This window comes from Staphylococcus sp. AntiMn-1 (assembly GCF_001663395.1).
In the GTDB taxonomy this organism is placed as follows: Bacteria; Bacillota; Bacilli; order Staphylococcales; family Staphylococcaceae; genus Staphylococcus; species Staphylococcus equorum.
The window spans coordinates 2,269,102-2,285,876 of record NZ_CP012968.1 but is presented as its reverse complement, the minus strand read 5'-3'; the positions used below and the strand labels follow the sequence as shown (position 1 = coordinate 2,285,876).

14 protein-coding genes are annotated in these 16,775 nt (G+C 31.2%); 5 read left to right on the top strand and 9 right to left on the bottom strand.

Annotated elements, in window-relative coordinates:
- Positions 1–13: 13 nt before the first annotated feature.
- Positions 14–559: a tubby C-terminal domain-like protein gene (locus tag AOB58_RS10975; protein ID WP_021338594.1), complete on the bottom strand. Its 546-nt coding sequence runs from the start codon at positions 557–559 to the stop codon at positions 14–16.
- Between the two features lie 187 nt (positions 560–746).
- Between AOB58_RS10975 and AOB58_RS10970 the strand changes: the two genes are divergently transcribed.
- Positions 747–1,559, top strand: a complete 813-nt coding sequence (locus AOB58_RS10970; protein ID WP_021338595.1) for a VOC family protein — start codon at positions 747–749, stop codon at positions 1,557–1,559.
- A gap of 103 nt (positions 1,560–1,662) precedes the next feature.
- On the opposite strand, the gene AOB58_RS10965 is transcribed toward AOB58_RS10970, so the two are convergent.
- From AOB58_RS10965 to AOB58_RS10950, 4 genes are all read right to left on the bottom strand, one after another.
- Positions 1,663–2,319, bottom strand: coding sequence for an NAD(P)H-dependent oxidoreductase (locus tag AOB58_RS10965; protein WP_002511530.1), 657 nt, complete (start codon positions 2,317–2,319; stop codon positions 1,663–1,665).
- A gap of 281 nt (positions 2,320–2,600) precedes the next feature.
- A complete protein-coding gene (locus AOB58_RS10960; RefSeq protein ID WP_021338596.1) occupies positions 2,601–3,407 on the bottom strand; it encodes a Cof-type HAD-IIB family hydrolase in 807 nt (268 codons plus the stop codon).
- Between the two features lie 327 nt (positions 3,408–3,734).
- Positions 3,735–5,273: a sodium:solute symporter family protein gene (locus AOB58_RS10955; protein ID WP_064783431.1), complete on the bottom strand. Its 1,539-nt coding sequence runs from the start codon at positions 5,271–5,273 to the stop codon at positions 3,735–3,737.
- Between the two features lie 25 nt (positions 5,274–5,298).
- Positions 5,299–6,180: an N-acetylneuraminate lyase gene (locus AOB58_RS10950; RefSeq protein ID WP_002506684.1), complete on the bottom strand. Its 882-nt coding sequence runs from the start codon at positions 6,178–6,180 to the stop codon at positions 5,299–5,301.
- A 262-nt stretch (positions 6,181–6,442) separates the two neighbouring features.
- Here AOB58_RS10950 and AOB58_RS10945 point away from each other — a divergent pair, with 262 nt between their 5' ends.
- The gene (locus AOB58_RS10945) at positions 6,443–7,315 is read left to right on the top strand and encodes an ROK family protein (RefSeq protein ID WP_064783430.1); all 873 of its coding nucleotides are present in this window, start codon (positions 6,443–6,445) and stop codon (positions 7,313–7,315) included.
- Between the two features lie 104 nt (positions 7,316–7,419).
- Here AOB58_RS10945 and AOB58_RS10940 read toward each other — a convergent pair whose 3' ends face one another.
- Positions 7,420–8,217 carry a MurR/RpiR family transcriptional regulator gene (locus AOB58_RS10940; RefSeq protein WP_002506682.1) on the bottom strand — a complete coding sequence of 266 codons (798 nt, stop codon included), beginning with the start codon at positions 8,215–8,217 and terminating at the stop codon, positions 7,420–7,422.
- 165 nt (positions 8,218–8,382) lie between these two features.
- Between AOB58_RS10940 and AOB58_RS10935 the strand changes: the two genes are divergently transcribed.
- The gene (locus AOB58_RS10935; RefSeq protein ID WP_021338599.1) at positions 8,383–9,051 is read left to right on the top strand and encodes an N-acetylmannosamine-6-phosphate 2-epimerase; all 669 of its coding nucleotides are present in this window, start codon (positions 8,383–8,385) and stop codon (positions 9,049–9,051) included.
- Between the two features lie 124 nt (positions 9,052–9,175).
- Here AOB58_RS10935 and srtA read toward each other — a convergent pair whose 3' ends face one another.
- Complete coding sequence (srtA, locus tag AOB58_RS10930) at positions 9,176–9,775, bottom strand: class A sortase SrtA (RefSeq protein ID WP_021338600.1); 600 nt, start codon at positions 9,773–9,775, stop codon at positions 9,176–9,178.
- A gap of 236 nt (positions 9,776–10,011) precedes the next feature.
- Between srtA and AOB58_RS10925 the strand changes: the two genes are divergently transcribed.
- Positions 10,012–10,515 carry a GNAT family N-acetyltransferase gene (locus AOB58_RS10925; RefSeq protein WP_021338601.1) on the top strand — a complete coding sequence of 168 codons (504 nt, stop codon included), beginning with the start codon at positions 10,012–10,014 and terminating at the stop codon, positions 10,513–10,515.
- 223 nt (positions 10,516–10,738) lie between these two features.
- Here AOB58_RS10925 and AOB58_RS10920 read toward each other — a convergent pair whose 3' ends face one another.
- On the bottom strand, positions 10,739–11,413 hold the full coding sequence (locus AOB58_RS10920) for a haloacid dehalogenase type II (RefSeq protein WP_021338602.1): 675 nt from the start codon (positions 11,411–11,413) through the stop codon (positions 10,739–10,741).
- A 1,318-nt stretch (positions 11,414–12,731) separates the two neighbouring features.
- Here AOB58_RS10920 and AOB58_RS10915 point away from each other — a divergent pair.
- Positions 12,732–14,822 carry a helix-turn-helix domain-containing protein gene (locus AOB58_RS10915; RefSeq protein WP_064783429.1) on the top strand — a complete coding sequence of 697 codons (2,091 nt, stop codon included), beginning with the start codon at positions 12,732–12,734 and terminating at the stop codon, positions 14,820–14,822.
- Positions 14,823–14,928: 106 nt separating this feature from the next.
- Here the strand turns inward: AOB58_RS10915 and AOB58_RS10910 are convergent, their stop codons facing one another.
- Positions 14,929–16,653: a glycosyltransferase family 2 protein gene (locus tag AOB58_RS10910; protein ID WP_064783428.1), complete on the bottom strand. Its 1,725-nt coding sequence runs from the start codon at positions 16,651–16,653 to the stop codon at positions 14,929–14,931.
- Positions 16,654–16,775 lie beyond the last annotated feature (122 nt).

The window sequence follows — 16,775 nt, the reverse complement described above, 5'->3', positions numbered from 1 at the left end:
AATACAATACATTTTAGTTTGAGTTTTTTCGCTGTTGTTCTTGAAATTCGTAAAACACTTGGAACAACATAATTAACATTGCTGGGTGATACGTTTCACCTTCAATATATACGTCATGACGTGACGCTAATTTAAAGCGCTCAGACTTTGTTTGCATTAATTCATTATGTCCATCTGTCACTTTTACACTTCTAGAAAAAAGTCCTGATTGAAATTTTAATGTATCACCTTTATTACCCTCAAAAAGCAACGTAGGTTTAAAGCCTATTTTCGAACGAAAAACACCTATTGGATTGTCGTTTTTTTCTACTTGCCATACTGTTTTAAATGGTGTTTTAAACGCCCCACTTATAGTTTTTTCCTGAAGAATACGATACGTATCTTTGCCATCTGTGATCTCAAAGTTTTGTTTGCTATTGCCAAACATTGCAAAAGCCTCTTGTGTTGATGAAGTATAAAATAATTGTAACTTAAATACCGCTTCATCCTTATCATTAAACACATCAATTGCTGATTTGGAAGAACTGAAAAAATTTTCTTTAAAATAATAATGTGCCATTTTCAAAACTCCTATCCGTTAACTTTTTTCATTTAACCTTAATATACCACATGCTGAAATTCAAACTATAAATCGCTTTGAAATTCTATTTGTACATTCGAGCAAATTGTGTTGACTTATAAAGTAAGATACTCTAAACTCAAACTTGTAACAATAACAAATACAAGTAATGATAAGGAGCTTTATTATGACTTTTCACGATAATACATCAATCCAAGTAACGAATATCACTTTAAATGTTGAAAACCTATCAACAATGATTAAATTTTATAAACAAATTTTAGGTTTAACCGTCAATACTGAAACTCAAAAGGACGTCATATTTAATATAGGCAACCATGGTCACACTTTAACTTTACACGAAATCACTGATGGACGTCGCCCTTCTATGAAAGAAGCGGGTCTATTCCATATCGCCCTACTATTACCATCTAGAATAGATTTAGCTAACTTCTTATATCACGCATCAAGTTTAGGCGTTCAAGTTGGTGGAGGTGACCACCTTGTCAGTGAAGCGTTATACCTTTCAGATCCTGAAGGCAACGGGATTGAAATCTATGATGACCGCTCAAAAAACGAATGGTCATGGAACGGCAATAAAGTAAAAATGGATACACTGCAAGTCGATGTTAATGACCTTGTTGCACAACGTACAGAAACAGGTTGGCAAGGTATGCCTGACGATGCCAAAATAGGACATTTACATTTAAAAACTGCAGACTTAGAACAAGCGCGTCATTATTATATTGATCAATTGGGATTAGAACATATTTCCGATTACCCACAAGCGCTATTTATGTCTACCAATCAATACCACCACCATATCGCAGCAAACGTATGGCAATCCAACACGGTACGTCAAGATAACGACACAAGTTTTGGTTTATCACATGTTGATATATACAAACCTAGTGCAACTTCTGAACAATTTATCGGACCAGAAGGTTTTGAAATTGCAATACACAGCGACGCTTCACTTGTGGCTGATAAAAATAAATAACTACTGGTAACTTTTCGAATAAAGTATATAAAGAAACCTCCAAAGCTTCTACAAAAAGTAGGTAGTTTGGAGGTTTTGTTTATTATACAAATTCAAATATTTATTATAACCATTCTACAACATCTGCTTGAGGCTGGCGTACTTTGTCTTTAGATTCTGTTTCTCTATAACCAAAAGCTGCCATTACGGAAGGTGCAAAGTGTTCTGTATCTGCAATACCTTCTTCAGCTAAGAATTGAGTGACTGCATCCAAATCAAAACCTTCTATAGGACAAGAATCAATGTTTAACAATGCTGCACTCGTCATCATATTTCCAAGTGCAATATATGTTTGTTTCTTAGCCCATTCTAACAATGTTTGTTCAGTGTCATTAATATGAAAACTCGTTTGGAAATTTTCGAATTTTTCTTCTGTTGCTGGAATACTTTCTTCACTATACTTTTTAATATCACGTATCATATGTTGAACGAATGGTGATTTCGCTGTAACATTTTTGCGTGCTAAGATTAAGACAAAATGACTTGCTGTATCTAGCTGGCCTTTTGCACCCCAACTGATTTCTTTCAATTTGCTTCTAATCTCACTATTTTGAATCACAACAAATTTCCATGGCTCTAATCCGAGTGAGCTTGGTGAAAGTCTGCCCGCCTCTAAAATAGTATTAAAATCACTGTCTTCTATTTTTTTACTTGCGTCAAAACGTTTCGTTGCATGTCTAAAATTAAACGCATCTAAGATCGTTTGTTGCATTTGTGTCATAACCTGAGTAACCTACCTTTCAAATCAATTATATATATATCAGTATAGCTACTTTCTAATTCTTATTGAAATAATATGTTTATATAATTGCGACGGCTAATATAAGCGATTAAGACTGTATCCTAGGCAAGCGAGTATGAAGTTTATATAGCACTATCTAAATTATATCTGTAAAAAAGAAACAAAAAACTGCCAACAAAGTTACGATTTTGTCGACAGTTTAAGCGTAAGGCACATAAATACAGCAAAGTTAAAGATTTCTGTCCCGCTTTCCTATATATTTAATTCAGTGCGCTTAATACTTTTTCTTCAATTACAGTTAACACGCCTTGTTCATCATTCGTAGGTGCAATGTGATTTGCTACTTCAAATAATGTTTTATCTTCACTATTTTTCATAACATAACTATGTGTTGCAAGCTCTAACATATCTAAGTCATTATTGGCGTCACCAAATGCCATCAAGCTATCAGGACTTAATTCCCATTTCTTTAATAAACGATGCAATGCCTGGCCTTTAGTCATTCCAGGTATAATAAGATCGATACTGTCTCGACCACTTGATACAAGCTTTAAATCTTCAGTAAAGTTTTCACTTAAGTCTTCATCTAGTGTTGGGTGTGATTTTCTATCAATATTCAATGCTATTTTCACATATTCATCATCTGGTAAATCTTGAAATGACTCAATTTCTTTTAATTGACGATAATAAAAATGCGCTTCTTTTTTAAACGCTTCTGTATTATCTTTTAGTATATAGGCACTACGTAATCCACAAACAATCAGATTATCAATGCCACGCTCAATGTTTAAATAGTCAATTACTTTTTGATAAAAGCTTCTATCAAATGCTTCATAGTCATATAAAGTATCCCCTTCATATATAACTGCACCATTTTCAGCTACAAACAACATATCACGTTGTCCGAAAATAGATTTTAATTTAGCATATTGGTTACCACTTGCTGCAATAAACTTAATGTCATGTGCTTTGAGCTGTTGAAAAATTTGTTCAAATCTTTTTTCATCATAACCTTTTTTGGAATCTAAAAATGTTCCATCCATATCAACCGCAATTGCTTTTATCATAATATCCCCTCAAATCTTCCTATTTATGTATATCTTTACATTATATCGACTATACAGTGTGATTCAAAGTAAATTCATCATATATTGTAATTTAATTATTAATATTAAACGCTCACTATCTTATTAAAAAAATCATTTTTAAGTAATTTAATTTTATATTTTTTCCTATAGCTTAAATAATGGAAAATAAATACAAAAATTGCCGAAAAATTTAATACTTTTTCGACAGTCTATATACTTCCAACGTACTGATTTTTGCTTTTATTTCAAGCTATATTATGTCTTTAACAGTTATTTTAATTAAGTTAAGTAGTTGTATGATGCTGCTTAACTTTTATGTTTTTTAACATGCACTTTAGAAATATAATTAGATTTTTCTTTAATGTCATAAATCGTTAAGCCTTTAATATCTTTCTTCTCATCTGGGACAATAATACTCACAATATAAGAGAAGATAAAAGCAACTACAAATGAAATAATTGAAACAAAGAATGGTGAGTTTCCTCCACCTACGCCATTAAAGATATAAGCAATAATGATTCCCAAAATTAGTCCTACAATTACGCCAAATGTATTTGTACGTTTTGTAAATATACCAACTGCAAATACACCTGCTAATGGTACGCCTACAAGGCCTGTAACTAATAAGAATAAATCCCATAAATCATTGGAATCTGCTGCAATAAGATAGAGCGACATTCCAAAACCAAATAAACCAGCTAAAATAATCATCCATCTTGCAAAAGCGACTTCGCTTTTTTCTTCACCTTTGCCGAAAAATCTATGTTTAATATCAACAGATAAACAAGCAGAAATTGAATTTAAGCTTGATGAAATCGTTGACTGTGCGGCTGCAAAAATAGCAGCAATTAATATTCCAGCAACAAACGGCGGCATTTCAGTAAGTATAAAATACGGTACGATTGATGACGTATTAAAGCCTTCTGGTAAAGTACTTTCATGGCTATAGAATGAATAAAGCATTGTACCCATACCATAAAATAATGGTGCAGAAATTAACGCTAAAGCACCATTCATCCACAATGCTTTTTTCGTTTCTTTCATTGAATCTGACGCTTGGTAACGTTGTACCACGTCTTGACTCGCAGTATATTGATGTAAATTATTAAATATATTACCTAAGAAAATAATAGGAATTGCTGCAGCTGCCGAATTTAATTTCCAGTTATCTACACTAATAATTTTCTTATTTTCCATTGCATCTGATATAAGTGTGCCCATACCATCTTGTAAGTGTGATACACCTAGTATGATAATTGCTGCGGCACCGCCTAATAAGATGACCCCTTGAATAAAGTCACTCCATACTACACCTTCAAAGCCCCCTAAGAAGGTATATAAGATACAAAGTATCCCAACGAGACTCGCAACCACATAAGGATTCATATCAGATACTGCTGTGATTGCCAATGTAGGTAAATAAATTACAATTGCAACTCTACCTATATGAAATAACACAAACAGTAATGAACCTATGACACGGACACTCGGCCCAAATCGTGCTTCTAAATACTCGTATGCAGAAGTAACATTTAACTTTTTGAAAAACGGTACATAAAAATAAATTAACAGTGGAATAATAGCTACAATTGCAATATTACCAGCAATATAAGACCAGTCAGTTAGAAATGCTTTTTCTGGCGTAGACATAAACGTGATCGCACTTAAAGTGGTTGCATAAATAGAAAAACCTACTGCCCAAGACGGCAAACGTCCACTTGCTGTGAAGAAGCTATCTGTATTTTGACTTGCGCGTTTGGTAAAGTATGCACCAATTAATAACATAATCAATAAATAAGCGATAACTGCTACCCAGTTCCATGTACCAAAACCTACCTGTTGCATTTACTTCATCCCCTTGTGTGATGTTTTATAAATTATAGTTTTTGATTAATGTTTCCAATTTACTTCTATTACTTTCATCAAATGGTTTGAATGGGCGCTTAGGTTGGCCACCATCAATACCACGCGTTGCTAAAATTTCTTTTAATGTTGAATAGATACCCATGGATAATACATTTTCAATAATGTCATTTGTATCGTGTTGAATTTGATAAGCTTCATCAATTTCACCATTTTGAGCTTTTTCAAAAATTTGTCTAGCGCGCTTACCATTCACATTATAAGTTGAGCCAATTGCGCCATCTACCCCAGATATTGCAGCTTGGACTAACATTTCATCAAAGCCAGAAAGAATTAATTTGTTTGGATATGCTTTACGTATACGCTCGAGCAAGAAGAAGTTTGGTGCAGTGTATTTCACACCGATTACTTTTTCATGTTCAAAAAGTTCGCCAAATTGCTCTATTGATATATTCACACCTGTTAAATCAGGAATAGCATATATAATGAGATTGTTTTGAGTTGCTTCAATTAATTCAAAATAATAATCTTTAATTTCTTCAAATGAGAAAGGATAGTAAAATGGCGTAACTGCTGAAATTGCATCATAGCCCAATTCTGTAGCATATTTCCCCAATTCAATCGCTTCATTTAAATCTAAAGAACCGACTTGTGCAATCATCTTCACGTCATCATTTACTGCTTCTTTAGCAAGTTTGAAGATTTGTTTTTTCTGTTCTTTATTTATTAAAAAGTTTTCTCCAGAACTACCATTTACATATAATCCGTCTAAACCTTCTGTTTCAATTGCATTTTTAGCAATCTGTTTTAATCCTTCTTCTTTCACTTGACCTTGTTCATCAAACGGTACTAACAACGCTGCATATAAACCTTTTAAGTTCTCTTCCATGTGATAACCCTCCATCTATTTTTCTTAAGTTATTATTATAAAAAATGTATATAACCTTTTATGATCTATATATCATCTTCCATAGATTTCTATTTACATCTCAAATTGTAAACGCTACCATAAATAGTGGCAATAGCTTTTTGAAAAGTTTCATCATTTATTATGATATTTTATGAAAATAATTTTCAGATGTAGTTATAACTACACATTTAAATACAAAGATGATACATATAATAAGAAGATGTTACAGGAGGCATGGCATATGGAAAATTATAAAGTCGCAATTGATATCGGAGGAACAGCAATTAAGGCGGCTGTTTTAGACGAAGATTTAAGTTTTATAGATTATCACAAAGTTTCTACACCGGACAATATTAATCATCTTATCGTTGATACTGTATACGCATTAGTTGAACGTTTTCAAAAAGAATACAATCTTAATCCCTTACAAGTAGGCATATCTAGTGCTGGTGTTGTTGATGAAGAAAATGGCATCGTTGTCTACACTGGACCAACAATACCTAATTATAATGGCACAAATTTTCACCATTTACTAGCACCACTGAATGCACAAGTTCAAGTCTTTAATGATGTGAATGCCGCCTTACTCGGTGAACTTAGTCTTCACCAATATGAAGTGGATAATATATTTTGTCTTACACTAGGTACTGGGATTGGCGGCGCTTTTTATAACGATACGTTACAGTTATACAATGGAGAACGTAATAGAGCAAATGAAATAGGTTATTTATTATATAACGCGGAAGAGAATAAGACATTTGAACAACGCGCCTCAACTTCAGCACTAAAATCTTTAATGTTATCTCGTGCGTTTCCCTATGAAGAGGATGTACCTAAACTATTTGAATTAGCTGAGCAAGGGGACACGTTGGCACTATCTATTCTTAATCAAAGGAGTCAAGCTGTTGCCGAAGGTATTGCACAAATTCAAATCATCTATGATCCTGGTTTAATTCTTATCGGTGGTGGTATATCTTCCCAAGATCAGCAATTACTCAAATATATCACACCAAAAATAGAAAGGTTCTTACCTCCACAATATGGTCATGCAGCCATACAAACTACACGTACACAAAATCATGCTTCACTGTTTGGTGCAATTTCTAAATTTTAAAAATAACCTGTGAAATCCTGCGTTTCTTTAATTTGAACAACTATATGTCATTCAGTAAATATGAGAAAAGTCACGCACTCCATTTCGCAGGTTATCTGTTGTTATCATTCATTTAAAATCACTTTTTTAGTTTGTTGATAAACATTATTCATATATTTATCATCTAACAATAAATAACTGACAATATCTATTAAGAAAAGCGTCGCTATTTGTGTATTAATAAATTGTGTATCATTAATTCTAGATTGATCCGTTGTAATTAATACTAAATCTGCGCATTGCGTTAAAAGACTTCCTTCATAATTTGTAATGACTACCACATAAGCACCTCGTTCATGTGCAATTTCTGCAGCAGCAATTAACTCTGTAGTCTCACCGCTATTTGAAATAGCTACAAAAGTATCCGAAGCTGTTAATAATGACGCAAATATTTTCATTTGATGCGCATCTGTAGAAACGCTCCCCTTCAGTCCCATACGCATCATGCGATAGTAAAATTCAGTTGCAGATAAACCTGAACTACCGAGCCCAGCATAAATAATTTGACGGCTACGATTAATTTGATTTACAAAACTCTGAATTTTTTCATCAGATATAAACTCTCCTGTTTGTTGAATAATATCTTGATGATACTTATGGATACGTTGAATCAGGGGGCTGTTCTCAATAACTCTGTCCGTCATTTCTTGTTGTAAATTAAATTTCAAATCTTGAAAGTTGTCATAATTCAATTTATTACTAAAGCGTGTAATGGTCGCTGGTGATGTTTTAATAGCATACGCTAGCGAATTAATTGTGGAAAATGTATCATCAAAATCATTATTTTGAATGTAATCAACAATTTGTTTATCAGTTTTTGTAAATAAATGATGATAACGTTGAATACGATTTTCAAATTTCATAAAATTCACCCTTTCAAAATAAATAATAATTAAAGTATATATGAAAATGTTTTTCATAACAACGAAAACTATTGATTGTTATTTTCTTGATGTTATATTAAAATTACTAAGTCGATACAAATTAATTTTTATATTAAATCTACTAAAGTTATGGAGTGTAATATTATGTTACCACAAGGATTAATTGTTTCATGCCAAGCTTTACCTGATGAGCCTTTACACTCATCATTTATCATGTCAAAAATGGCTCTAGCTGCATACGAAGGTGGCGCAGTTGGCATTAGAGCAAATTCTAAAGAAGATATCATTGCTATCAAAAAAGAAGTTAACCTACCAATCATTGGTATCGTTAAACGTGATTACGATAATTCAGACGTTTTCATTACAGCAACAAGTCAAGAAATTGATGAATTAATTGAAAGTAAATGTGAAGTAATTGCCTTAGATGCTACAAAACAACAACGTCCTAAAGAATCATTACAAGAACTTGTTTCATATATACGACAAGCAGCACCAAATGTTGAGATTATGGCTGATATTTCAACGCTTGAAGAAGCGCAATACGCGGACGAATTAGGTTTCGATTATGTAGGCACTACATTACGTGGCTATACCTCTTATACTAAAGGACATATTTTATATGAAAATAATTTCCAATTTCTTAAAGATGTTTTAGCAAATGTTAATGCTAAAGTTATTGCTGAAGGTAATGTCATCACCCCTGAAATGTTCAAAGCAGTTACTGAACTCGGTGTGCATTGTACTGTCGTTGGCGGAGCAATTACGCGTCCAAAAGAAATAACAAAACGTTTTATCGACGTTATCGATCAATAATATAAAAGACCGTTATCAAGCGATTATTACAAGCTCATGCTTGCCGTTAAACTACACTCTTGTTCAATCACAGTAGTTTAATACAATCGTCTCGATACGGTCTTTTTTCAATTACTAATATCATTTAAGTCGCTTCAGCTACAAATATTTTACGGTCTTCCCACTCACCTGTTTGTTCATTATAGTTATCACAAGTAATTAAAGTTAATTGCTGTTTATCTAATTGTTGTTCTTCTAGAACTTCAACATCTTCAGGCTTCACGTCAAATATTTTAGTGATTTTATATGTTTTTTCCTCATTACCAGTTTTAAAATAGACACTGCTTCCTTTTTTTGCTTTTGGCAAGTTAGAAAATTGATAGGTCGATGAACCTGTGAACGTATGACCAGCAATTGCAATGTTTTGATCTTCTAATGACTCATCTGCTTCAGCAAAACTCACACCTCTTTCAAGTTGAGCTGGTGTCGCTGGTCCAGGATAAACTGGTGTTTTTATATCTGCATCTGGCACGGATATATAGCCTGCCATTTCTGATTTATCATTTGGTATTTCAACATGCTTTTGTTGGTTCTTGTTATGTTGTTTATCGAAAGTTTCAACTTTTTCCTCGTTCTCTTTCTCAGTAAAATAATTATCAATATGTGGCTTGGCAAAGATATAAATAGCTGCCAATATAAGCAATACTCCAATAAGTGAAATGAGTCGGCTCCCCCATTTTTTCATGCTTTATAACTCCTTTATTAGCTTTAATTATTATAGAATTCTACATAAGTATAGCACAACGCATAATAGGCTATACATTCTTTTCTTAAGGTATTGTCTATTATATAATCTAAGATGTTAACTTTCATAACAATAAATTGCGTATTCATCATATTAGGTGTTAAATATAAATAAATGATTTTCTAACTACACTTATGAATTATTTTCACAAAAACTCACTGAAAGGATGATATATTATGATACGTAACGCAGTTCAATCCGACTTACCTAATATATTAGACATCTATAACGATGCTATACTCAATACTACAGCAGTTTATACATATAATCCCCAAACCCTAGAATCACGAGAAGCTTGGTTCGAAAAAAAGGCCGACAATAATGAACCTATCATCGTATATGAAGAGCAAGGAGAAGCAATCGGTTTTGCTACTTATGGTTCATTTCGAGATTGGCCTGCCTATCAATACTCAATTGAACATTCTATTTACGTTAATAAACACCATAGAGGTAAAGGTATTGCTTCTCAATTACTCTCAGAAATCATTGAACAGGCACACAGCAATGGCTATAAAACATTAGTTGCTGGTATTGATGCTACAAATGATTATAGTATTTATTTACATAAAAAATTTAACTTTACGCATTCAGGTACCATACATAAGGTAGGTTATAAATTTGATAAGTGGCTTGATTTAGCCTTTTATCAATTAGATTTAAGTACTATACCATTGAAATAAGACTATACACTTCAAATATTTGTCTTCGACAACGTCATATACGAAATTTAACATATCGATTTTGATTGAAAAGTTACAGTAATTTAGGCCGACTCCTGACTAGTTAAAAAGGCATAAGCTAAAGACTACAGACATTTTTTGCCTGCATAAAAATATGTCGACAAAGTCGTGAACTTTGTCGACACTCTGAACAGCCCTAAAATTTAGGGCTGTTTTATTATATTTATTTATTCATTTCTAACCACTTTGCCATTTCATTTAAATTATTCACTGTAATGGTCGGCGACTGTCCATTATCATCATATTGTTCTCCTTTACGGTTTACCCATACGGTATCAAAACCAAAATTAGCTGCTCCCGTTACATCCCAAGAGTTTGAAGACACAAACAAAATATCTTCTCTAGTCATTTTATAATATTCTAATATTAACGCATAGCTCGCAGGACTTGGCTTATATTGCTTAATCTCATCTACACTAATCACAGTATTTATATAGTCACTGATTTTTGAATTGTCGACTAACGGCATTAACATACTATCATTGCCATTAGAAAGTATACCAATATCGAAACCTTTTCCATTCAAACTAGAAAGTACACGTGGAATTTCATTAAAATAATTTAAATCTAAAAAGGCATCAAATAATTGATTTATGTCGTCCCTATTATACTGAATTTTATGTTCATCCAGTACATAGCGTAAAGCATCTTTAGTTAAATCATCAAATGGAATATAGCGCTGCATAATTTGTCTTAAAAACATATGGTTTAATTGCGTTTTTCGCCATAGTTTTGAAATTGATGCTGCTAATTCATCATCAAATTGAGTCATATCATTTTCTAAGGATGACATATCAAAGATTGTTCCATACACATCAAAGATAATAGCTTTATACATATTGAACCTCCCCTTCTTGATAAAACTAAACTACTTACTCTTTAGCACAATATTGGCATGTTAAACAGTTTTGACCTAAGATTTAAACTTAATTTATTAAATTCTTGCTTTTTCTTATGCAACATTTATATTGTTCGCTATAACTTGACTGCTTATCACTTTTATAAAGTTTTGGTAAATTTATACATATTACTATTACTTTTTGTTTAATCGGTTATAGAGAAATAAGAGAGGAGCTTGGTGACTATGAAAAAAATACTTTTGTCTGATATATTAAATCTTTTTGTTATAGCTTTAATCTACATGGTCTTTATCACGTTAATACTGTTCTCCCTTGATTTGTTTGAAATCCAAACAACTGGCTCCATATTTTTGGAAAAACTTAGCTCTATAACCATCTTTCAAATCTTCAGAAATACTTTATTTAATGGCTTATTTACTTTGTTTTTATTTATTACCTGTTCAATTTTAATTTTCAAATCTATAGACTTATATGCTAACCAAAAATGATTCTACTAAAAATTATTTCTCTCTCATTATTAAGTGCTAACTTATGTTAATTTCAAGAAAGTTAAGCCATTTTAACAATCCTACTTTGCATTGTGCAAATTTTTATTATTTATGCATTTTATATTGTAAGACTACATTGTTAGTTATATAATATTTATAGAGAATGTGTTTGCGTTTTATATAAAGGCCCATCATCGTGCCGTTTATTATCATAGTTATATTCCATTCCCAGAATTAAACTTTATGCACCCGTTTTAATAAAGCGTATCAACATGATTCTCAGCAAATGAGCATATACTTCAATATGGCCCATTGCAAGAGATCTAAAATCACTTTCAGGCTGTGGTTTTAGATCTTCTTGTATTGTTCACTGTTCCTTTTATTATCCTTAAATAAATCATAAGGTTAGCACGTCATCCTTATTTTTAAGTGCAACAAACTCCTTCTTTTTCATTATTTACTACTTTCTCTCACTTTAATTTAAAACAGAAGTATTTGTATCATCATTTTTATGTTTATTGCATATATTTAGCTTATGTTTAAAAATTATATACAAATCCATTTATTTGTAACTAACCTCAAATTTTCACGTTCTAAATGAAGTATCTTATTTATTAATTCAAAGCCCAATAAATTTAATGAATTCCAATTCTCCATTAAGAAATCATTTATCTGAACAACTAATTATTTCTTTAAGATATCCATTTATTAATCTTGTTTGATATTCGAACATTTTTTCATGTCACAGTTGTACAATAGCGTTATTACTATAAAGCAATCGGTTTATATTTAGGCAAAGGTGATATTTGTGATAAGTTCTTTATCTATTAGAAGTCATTACACAACTGAATTAACACGCTGTATAAATAAGGTTATTATACTTCTTCCGTTAGGGAAGCCATGTAAAATTAATTTGAATGGCTCAATTATGACGATAGAAAATGGCGTTATAATTAACAATGCTGATTTATATCAAATGATTGATGTTCAAGATCTTCTTGAACTAGATATCCCATTACCTTTATTTATTGAAAAAGATGCATGTTTATCGCATTCATTTTTTGACTTTAATCAAATACGTTATGTAGAGCAATTCAAAAATTTAATTTTACAAAAGCTCCAAAATAATGCTCAAGACAAAAATGTAATGAATTACTATATTTCTAATATAATCGAGTTTTTACTAAAAGAAGCAAAAGTGACATTACAATATAATTATTTACCACCTCTATACACAAAGCACCCACTAGTTTATCGCCTAACACAATATATCCATAAAAATATCTATGACACTTTAACTACTAAGCAAGTATCCAAAACATTTTTCATTTCACAATCCTATATCTCTATTTTATTCTCAAAAATATTAACTATGAATTTCAAACAATATATAAGTTCATTGAAAATTGCTTTATCAGTCTTTGATTTAATACAGGATAATAAAGCGATTCACGATGTAGCAACAAAATATAAGTTCATGAATGTGAGTACTTATTCAAAACATTTCAAACATTATATTGGTGTACCTCCTAAAAGGTATATTTATCAATTTAGAAAAGGGTATTTCAACGATCCTTATCAAATAGCAATCAACGAACCTAATTTATCCAAATATTTTTCGGATATTCATTATTATTCTCGCAATCAAACAGAAATACCATATACTTTAAATCTGGCTGACCTATCTTTTAATCAACGCTTCCATGATACTTTTATGGTTATTCGGATAGATAATTTACAAGACTTATTAAAATTTAATTACAATGCTATACAAAATAATATTTATTCCAACTTCTCTAAAGTAAACTTTTTAATTAAAAATACAGACTTTGTGTACTTAAATGATTTAGATACTCAACAGTTATTTGAAACAATTAAATATTTAATTACTCAAGGATATGATTTAACATTTAAAATTACAACTTTAAATTTAATGCAAACATTTGATTATCATGTACTTAAAGTATTGAAAGAAACGCTTAATACTAAAAATTGCTTAGAGCAAATAACTCTATTATTTGAACTTGAAACCAGTTCTATTAAAGATATGCAATGCCTCATCAAAAGATTAAATCACCAATTTCCTTTGTTAAAAACAGGAATCGTTATAGATCCTTTTATTGAATATGGTCATAACCTCACTCACATCATTAAGAAAATTAATGCATTACAAGTAGATTATTTTTACATTAACCATGACTTGATTACATTTGGAAACTTAATTTCAAAAAAATCAACTTATTCTAAATCAGAAAATACTTTAAAACAAAATATAGCGCTGTTCCTTCATAAAATGGGGATAAAACATTCAAAAAAATTAATTTTCGCTAAAATAACCCATAATGCATTAAAAGTTTATTTCAATAATGAGACTGATGCTACCCATATATTATTGTCTGAATTATTGATTGAACTGAATCAATACATCGCTGGCTTTGGCTATGCCTATTATACAGATGATAAAGAGCACTTTATGCTTATCAATCACCATCAAAGCGTAATGCCTATCGTTCATGTTTATAGTTTATTAAAGCCTTTTCTCAATAATCAAGTTGCATTGCTTTCTTATGGAATCATAGCTAAAACAAAAAACCATTATCATTTTTTATTGTTTAATAATCAAAGCAATCAGACTCATAAATACGTAGAGGTCAATATTAACCATAATTTCTCCAACGATTTCCCTGTATTTACACGTCTACTTAACCGTGACCATGGTATGGTTTCACAATTGTTACCTCACAAGCTCAACCAGAAATATATTAATCCTGCAATACTGAAACAAATAAATAATACCAACTATCCATTAGCAAAATTAAATATGCATGCTCATAAAGAACCTATGGTATTAACAGTTTTTAATTCTTCACTTTTGTATTTCATGATTCCCATAAAATAATTATATTGTAAAAAAAATGACTGTTAGATTTCCGTAGAATTCTAACAGTCATCTATTAAATTTTGAGTTTAAGCTTAAACGTCTTTAAAGATAGACTAATATATCATTAATACTTTAAGATTAAATGCGGCGTTTCAATTCTAAAGTTCTTTTTAAGTTCGCTTGCTTTCACTTTCTCATGCACAGTTAAATCATATGTCATCTTATCGTTTGTGTTTAAACTGTTTAAATAACCATAAGTGAAGCGTTTAGGCAACATAAGTGCTGTCATCCCTTCCGATAATAAGTAATTGAATTTTAAGCTACGTAATTGTATTGTTTTACTATCTTTAGAAGTAACTTCTAACATGTCATAAAGTTTATTATTAGTTACATAGAATGACAGGTTATCAAAATCTTTCGTGAAGTATGGCGTAAAGCGATAATATTTATTATTACTTTCTGCAATTGTACTTGTCTCTACTTCATAAGGGTATTTTGCACGTTTACTACCAATACGTTTTTCAACAATCATATTATCTACTCTCATCTCTAAAAAGGCATCCCAAACTTTTTCTTTCACCAAGTATGGGATTATATCATTCATCGACGCACTAAATTTAAAGCGAGATTGATCGTTAATTGCTAACGGTACATAAATCAGTTCTTTTTTGTTTCGAGAAACAAGCTTTAATTGAATCATTGTCGCAACATGATTAGGATTAATGATTGATTTTAAGAATTCTAGCTCTATTTCAAATCCTTTATCATTAAATTTAAAATGTGACATTCTTAAATCAGGTTTAATCAATTGTTTGAATTTGAAAAACGGCTCATTTTCACCAAATTGTATTTCCAGTTCTCCTTGGTGTGCATTATAGTTATAAAAGCGACCATTTTTATAACTTTCTTCAACCATTTGGTAATGTTTCATATCTTTTAGACGTGCGTAATACAACAATGGTTTCAAGGAATCGTTTACTAATTCATCTACTTCTGAAGGTACTTTTTGAATAAAGTCACCTAATGCATCCATCCATACTTCTTTTTTATCATCGGCTATTTTCAGAGAAAAATTATTAGTTCTTGAGAAGGAGAAATGACGATCTATAAAATAACCTAGCACCTTATGTTTATGATCTAAAGGACTGTCTAATATTGCTTCTGTTATCAATGACATGACCTTGTAAAAATCTTCTGGTGAAACATAGGCTGAACTCATATGTTCGCCTTCACGTTTTGCAGCATAGTAATAAGGTTTATCAGCTAGTACAGCTATTTTATCCGCATTGAGATAAGCTTTCATTGTAAATAGTTGATCTTCAGCGCTACGCAAATCTTCTGGAAAATCAATATTATTATTGCGTAATAACGATGTTCTATAGAACTTAGTAGGACCTAGTGTATATATAATCCTCGAATTTTCCAGTGTCACAGAGTCACTTGTTTCTTTAAACATAGACCTTGGAACACCACGACCATTTACACCTTCCATTCTTACTAATACCACATCTGCATTATTGTTATCTACAAATTTAGACACATCTTTTAACGTATCGTTATTAATATAATCATCAGAGTCTACAAAAAATACATATTCTCCTTGAGCAATTTGTAGTGCTGTATTTCTTGGCTTACCTGGGCCACCTGAATTAGTATCAAGCTTTTTCACAATTAAATTCATCTTATCTTTATATGGCTCTACAATTTTTAGTGTGTCATCTGTTGAACAATCGTCAACAACTATCACTTCAAAATCCTTTTTATCATACTTTTGATTTTTTAGACTGTTCAATAACTCTTCAATATATTTTTCCGAGTTATAGCTTGGTACTATAATTGAAAATTTCACTTTATTTCACCTCATAAAAAGTGAGCTAAGATACAATGCAATATACTTAGTTTAATAGCAAATAAAATATACGCTATATCTTACCATCAGTCTATTTATCATTGTACTTAACTCACTATATT

What these genes read in the sequence shown, in the direction of transcription:
- AOB58_RS10975 (WP_021338594.1), bottom strand. Translation starts at nt 559, where the DNA reads ATGGCACATTATTATTTTAAAGAAAATTTTTTCAGTTCTTCCAAATCA.
- AOB58_RS10970 (WP_021338595.1), top strand. Translation starts at nt 747, where the DNA reads ATGACTTTTCACGATAATACATCAATCCAAGTAACGAATATCACTTTA.
- AOB58_RS10965 (WP_002511530.1), bottom strand. Translation starts at nt 2,319, where the DNA reads ATGACACAAATGCAACAAACGATCTTAGATGCGTTTAATTTTAGACAT.
- AOB58_RS10960 (WP_021338596.1), bottom strand. Translation starts at nt 3,407, where the DNA reads ATGATAAAAGCAATTGCGGTTGATATGGATGGAACATTTTTAGATTCC.
- AOB58_RS10955 (WP_064783431.1), bottom strand. Translation starts at nt 5,273, where the DNA reads ATGCAACAGGTAGGTTTTGGTACATGGAACTGGGTAGCAGTTATCGCT.
- AOB58_RS10950 (WP_002506684.1), bottom strand. Translation starts at nt 6,180, where the DNA reads ATGGAAGAGAACTTAAAAGGTTTATATGCAGCGTTGTTAGTACCGTTT.
- AOB58_RS10945 (WP_064783430.1), top strand. Translation starts at nt 6,443, where the DNA reads ATGGAAAATTATAAAGTCGCAATTGATATCGGAGGAACAGCAATTAAG.
- AOB58_RS10940 (WP_002506682.1), bottom strand. Translation starts at nt 8,217, where the DNA reads ATGAAATTTGAAAATCGTATTCAACGTTATCATCATTTATTTACAAAA.
- AOB58_RS10935 (WP_021338599.1), top strand. Translation starts at nt 8,383, where the DNA reads ATGTTACCACAAGGATTAATTGTTTCATGCCAAGCTTTACCTGATGAG.
- srtA (WP_021338600.1), bottom strand. Translation starts at nt 9,775, where the DNA reads ATGAAAAAATGGGGGAGCCGACTCATTTCACTTATTGGAGTATTGCTT.
- AOB58_RS10925 (WP_021338601.1), top strand. Translation starts at nt 10,012, where the DNA reads ATGATACGTAACGCAGTTCAATCCGACTTACCTAATATATTAGACATC.
- AOB58_RS10920 (WP_021338602.1), bottom strand. Translation starts at nt 11,413, where the DNA reads ATGTATAAAGCTATTATCTTTGATGTGTATGGAACAATCTTTGATATG.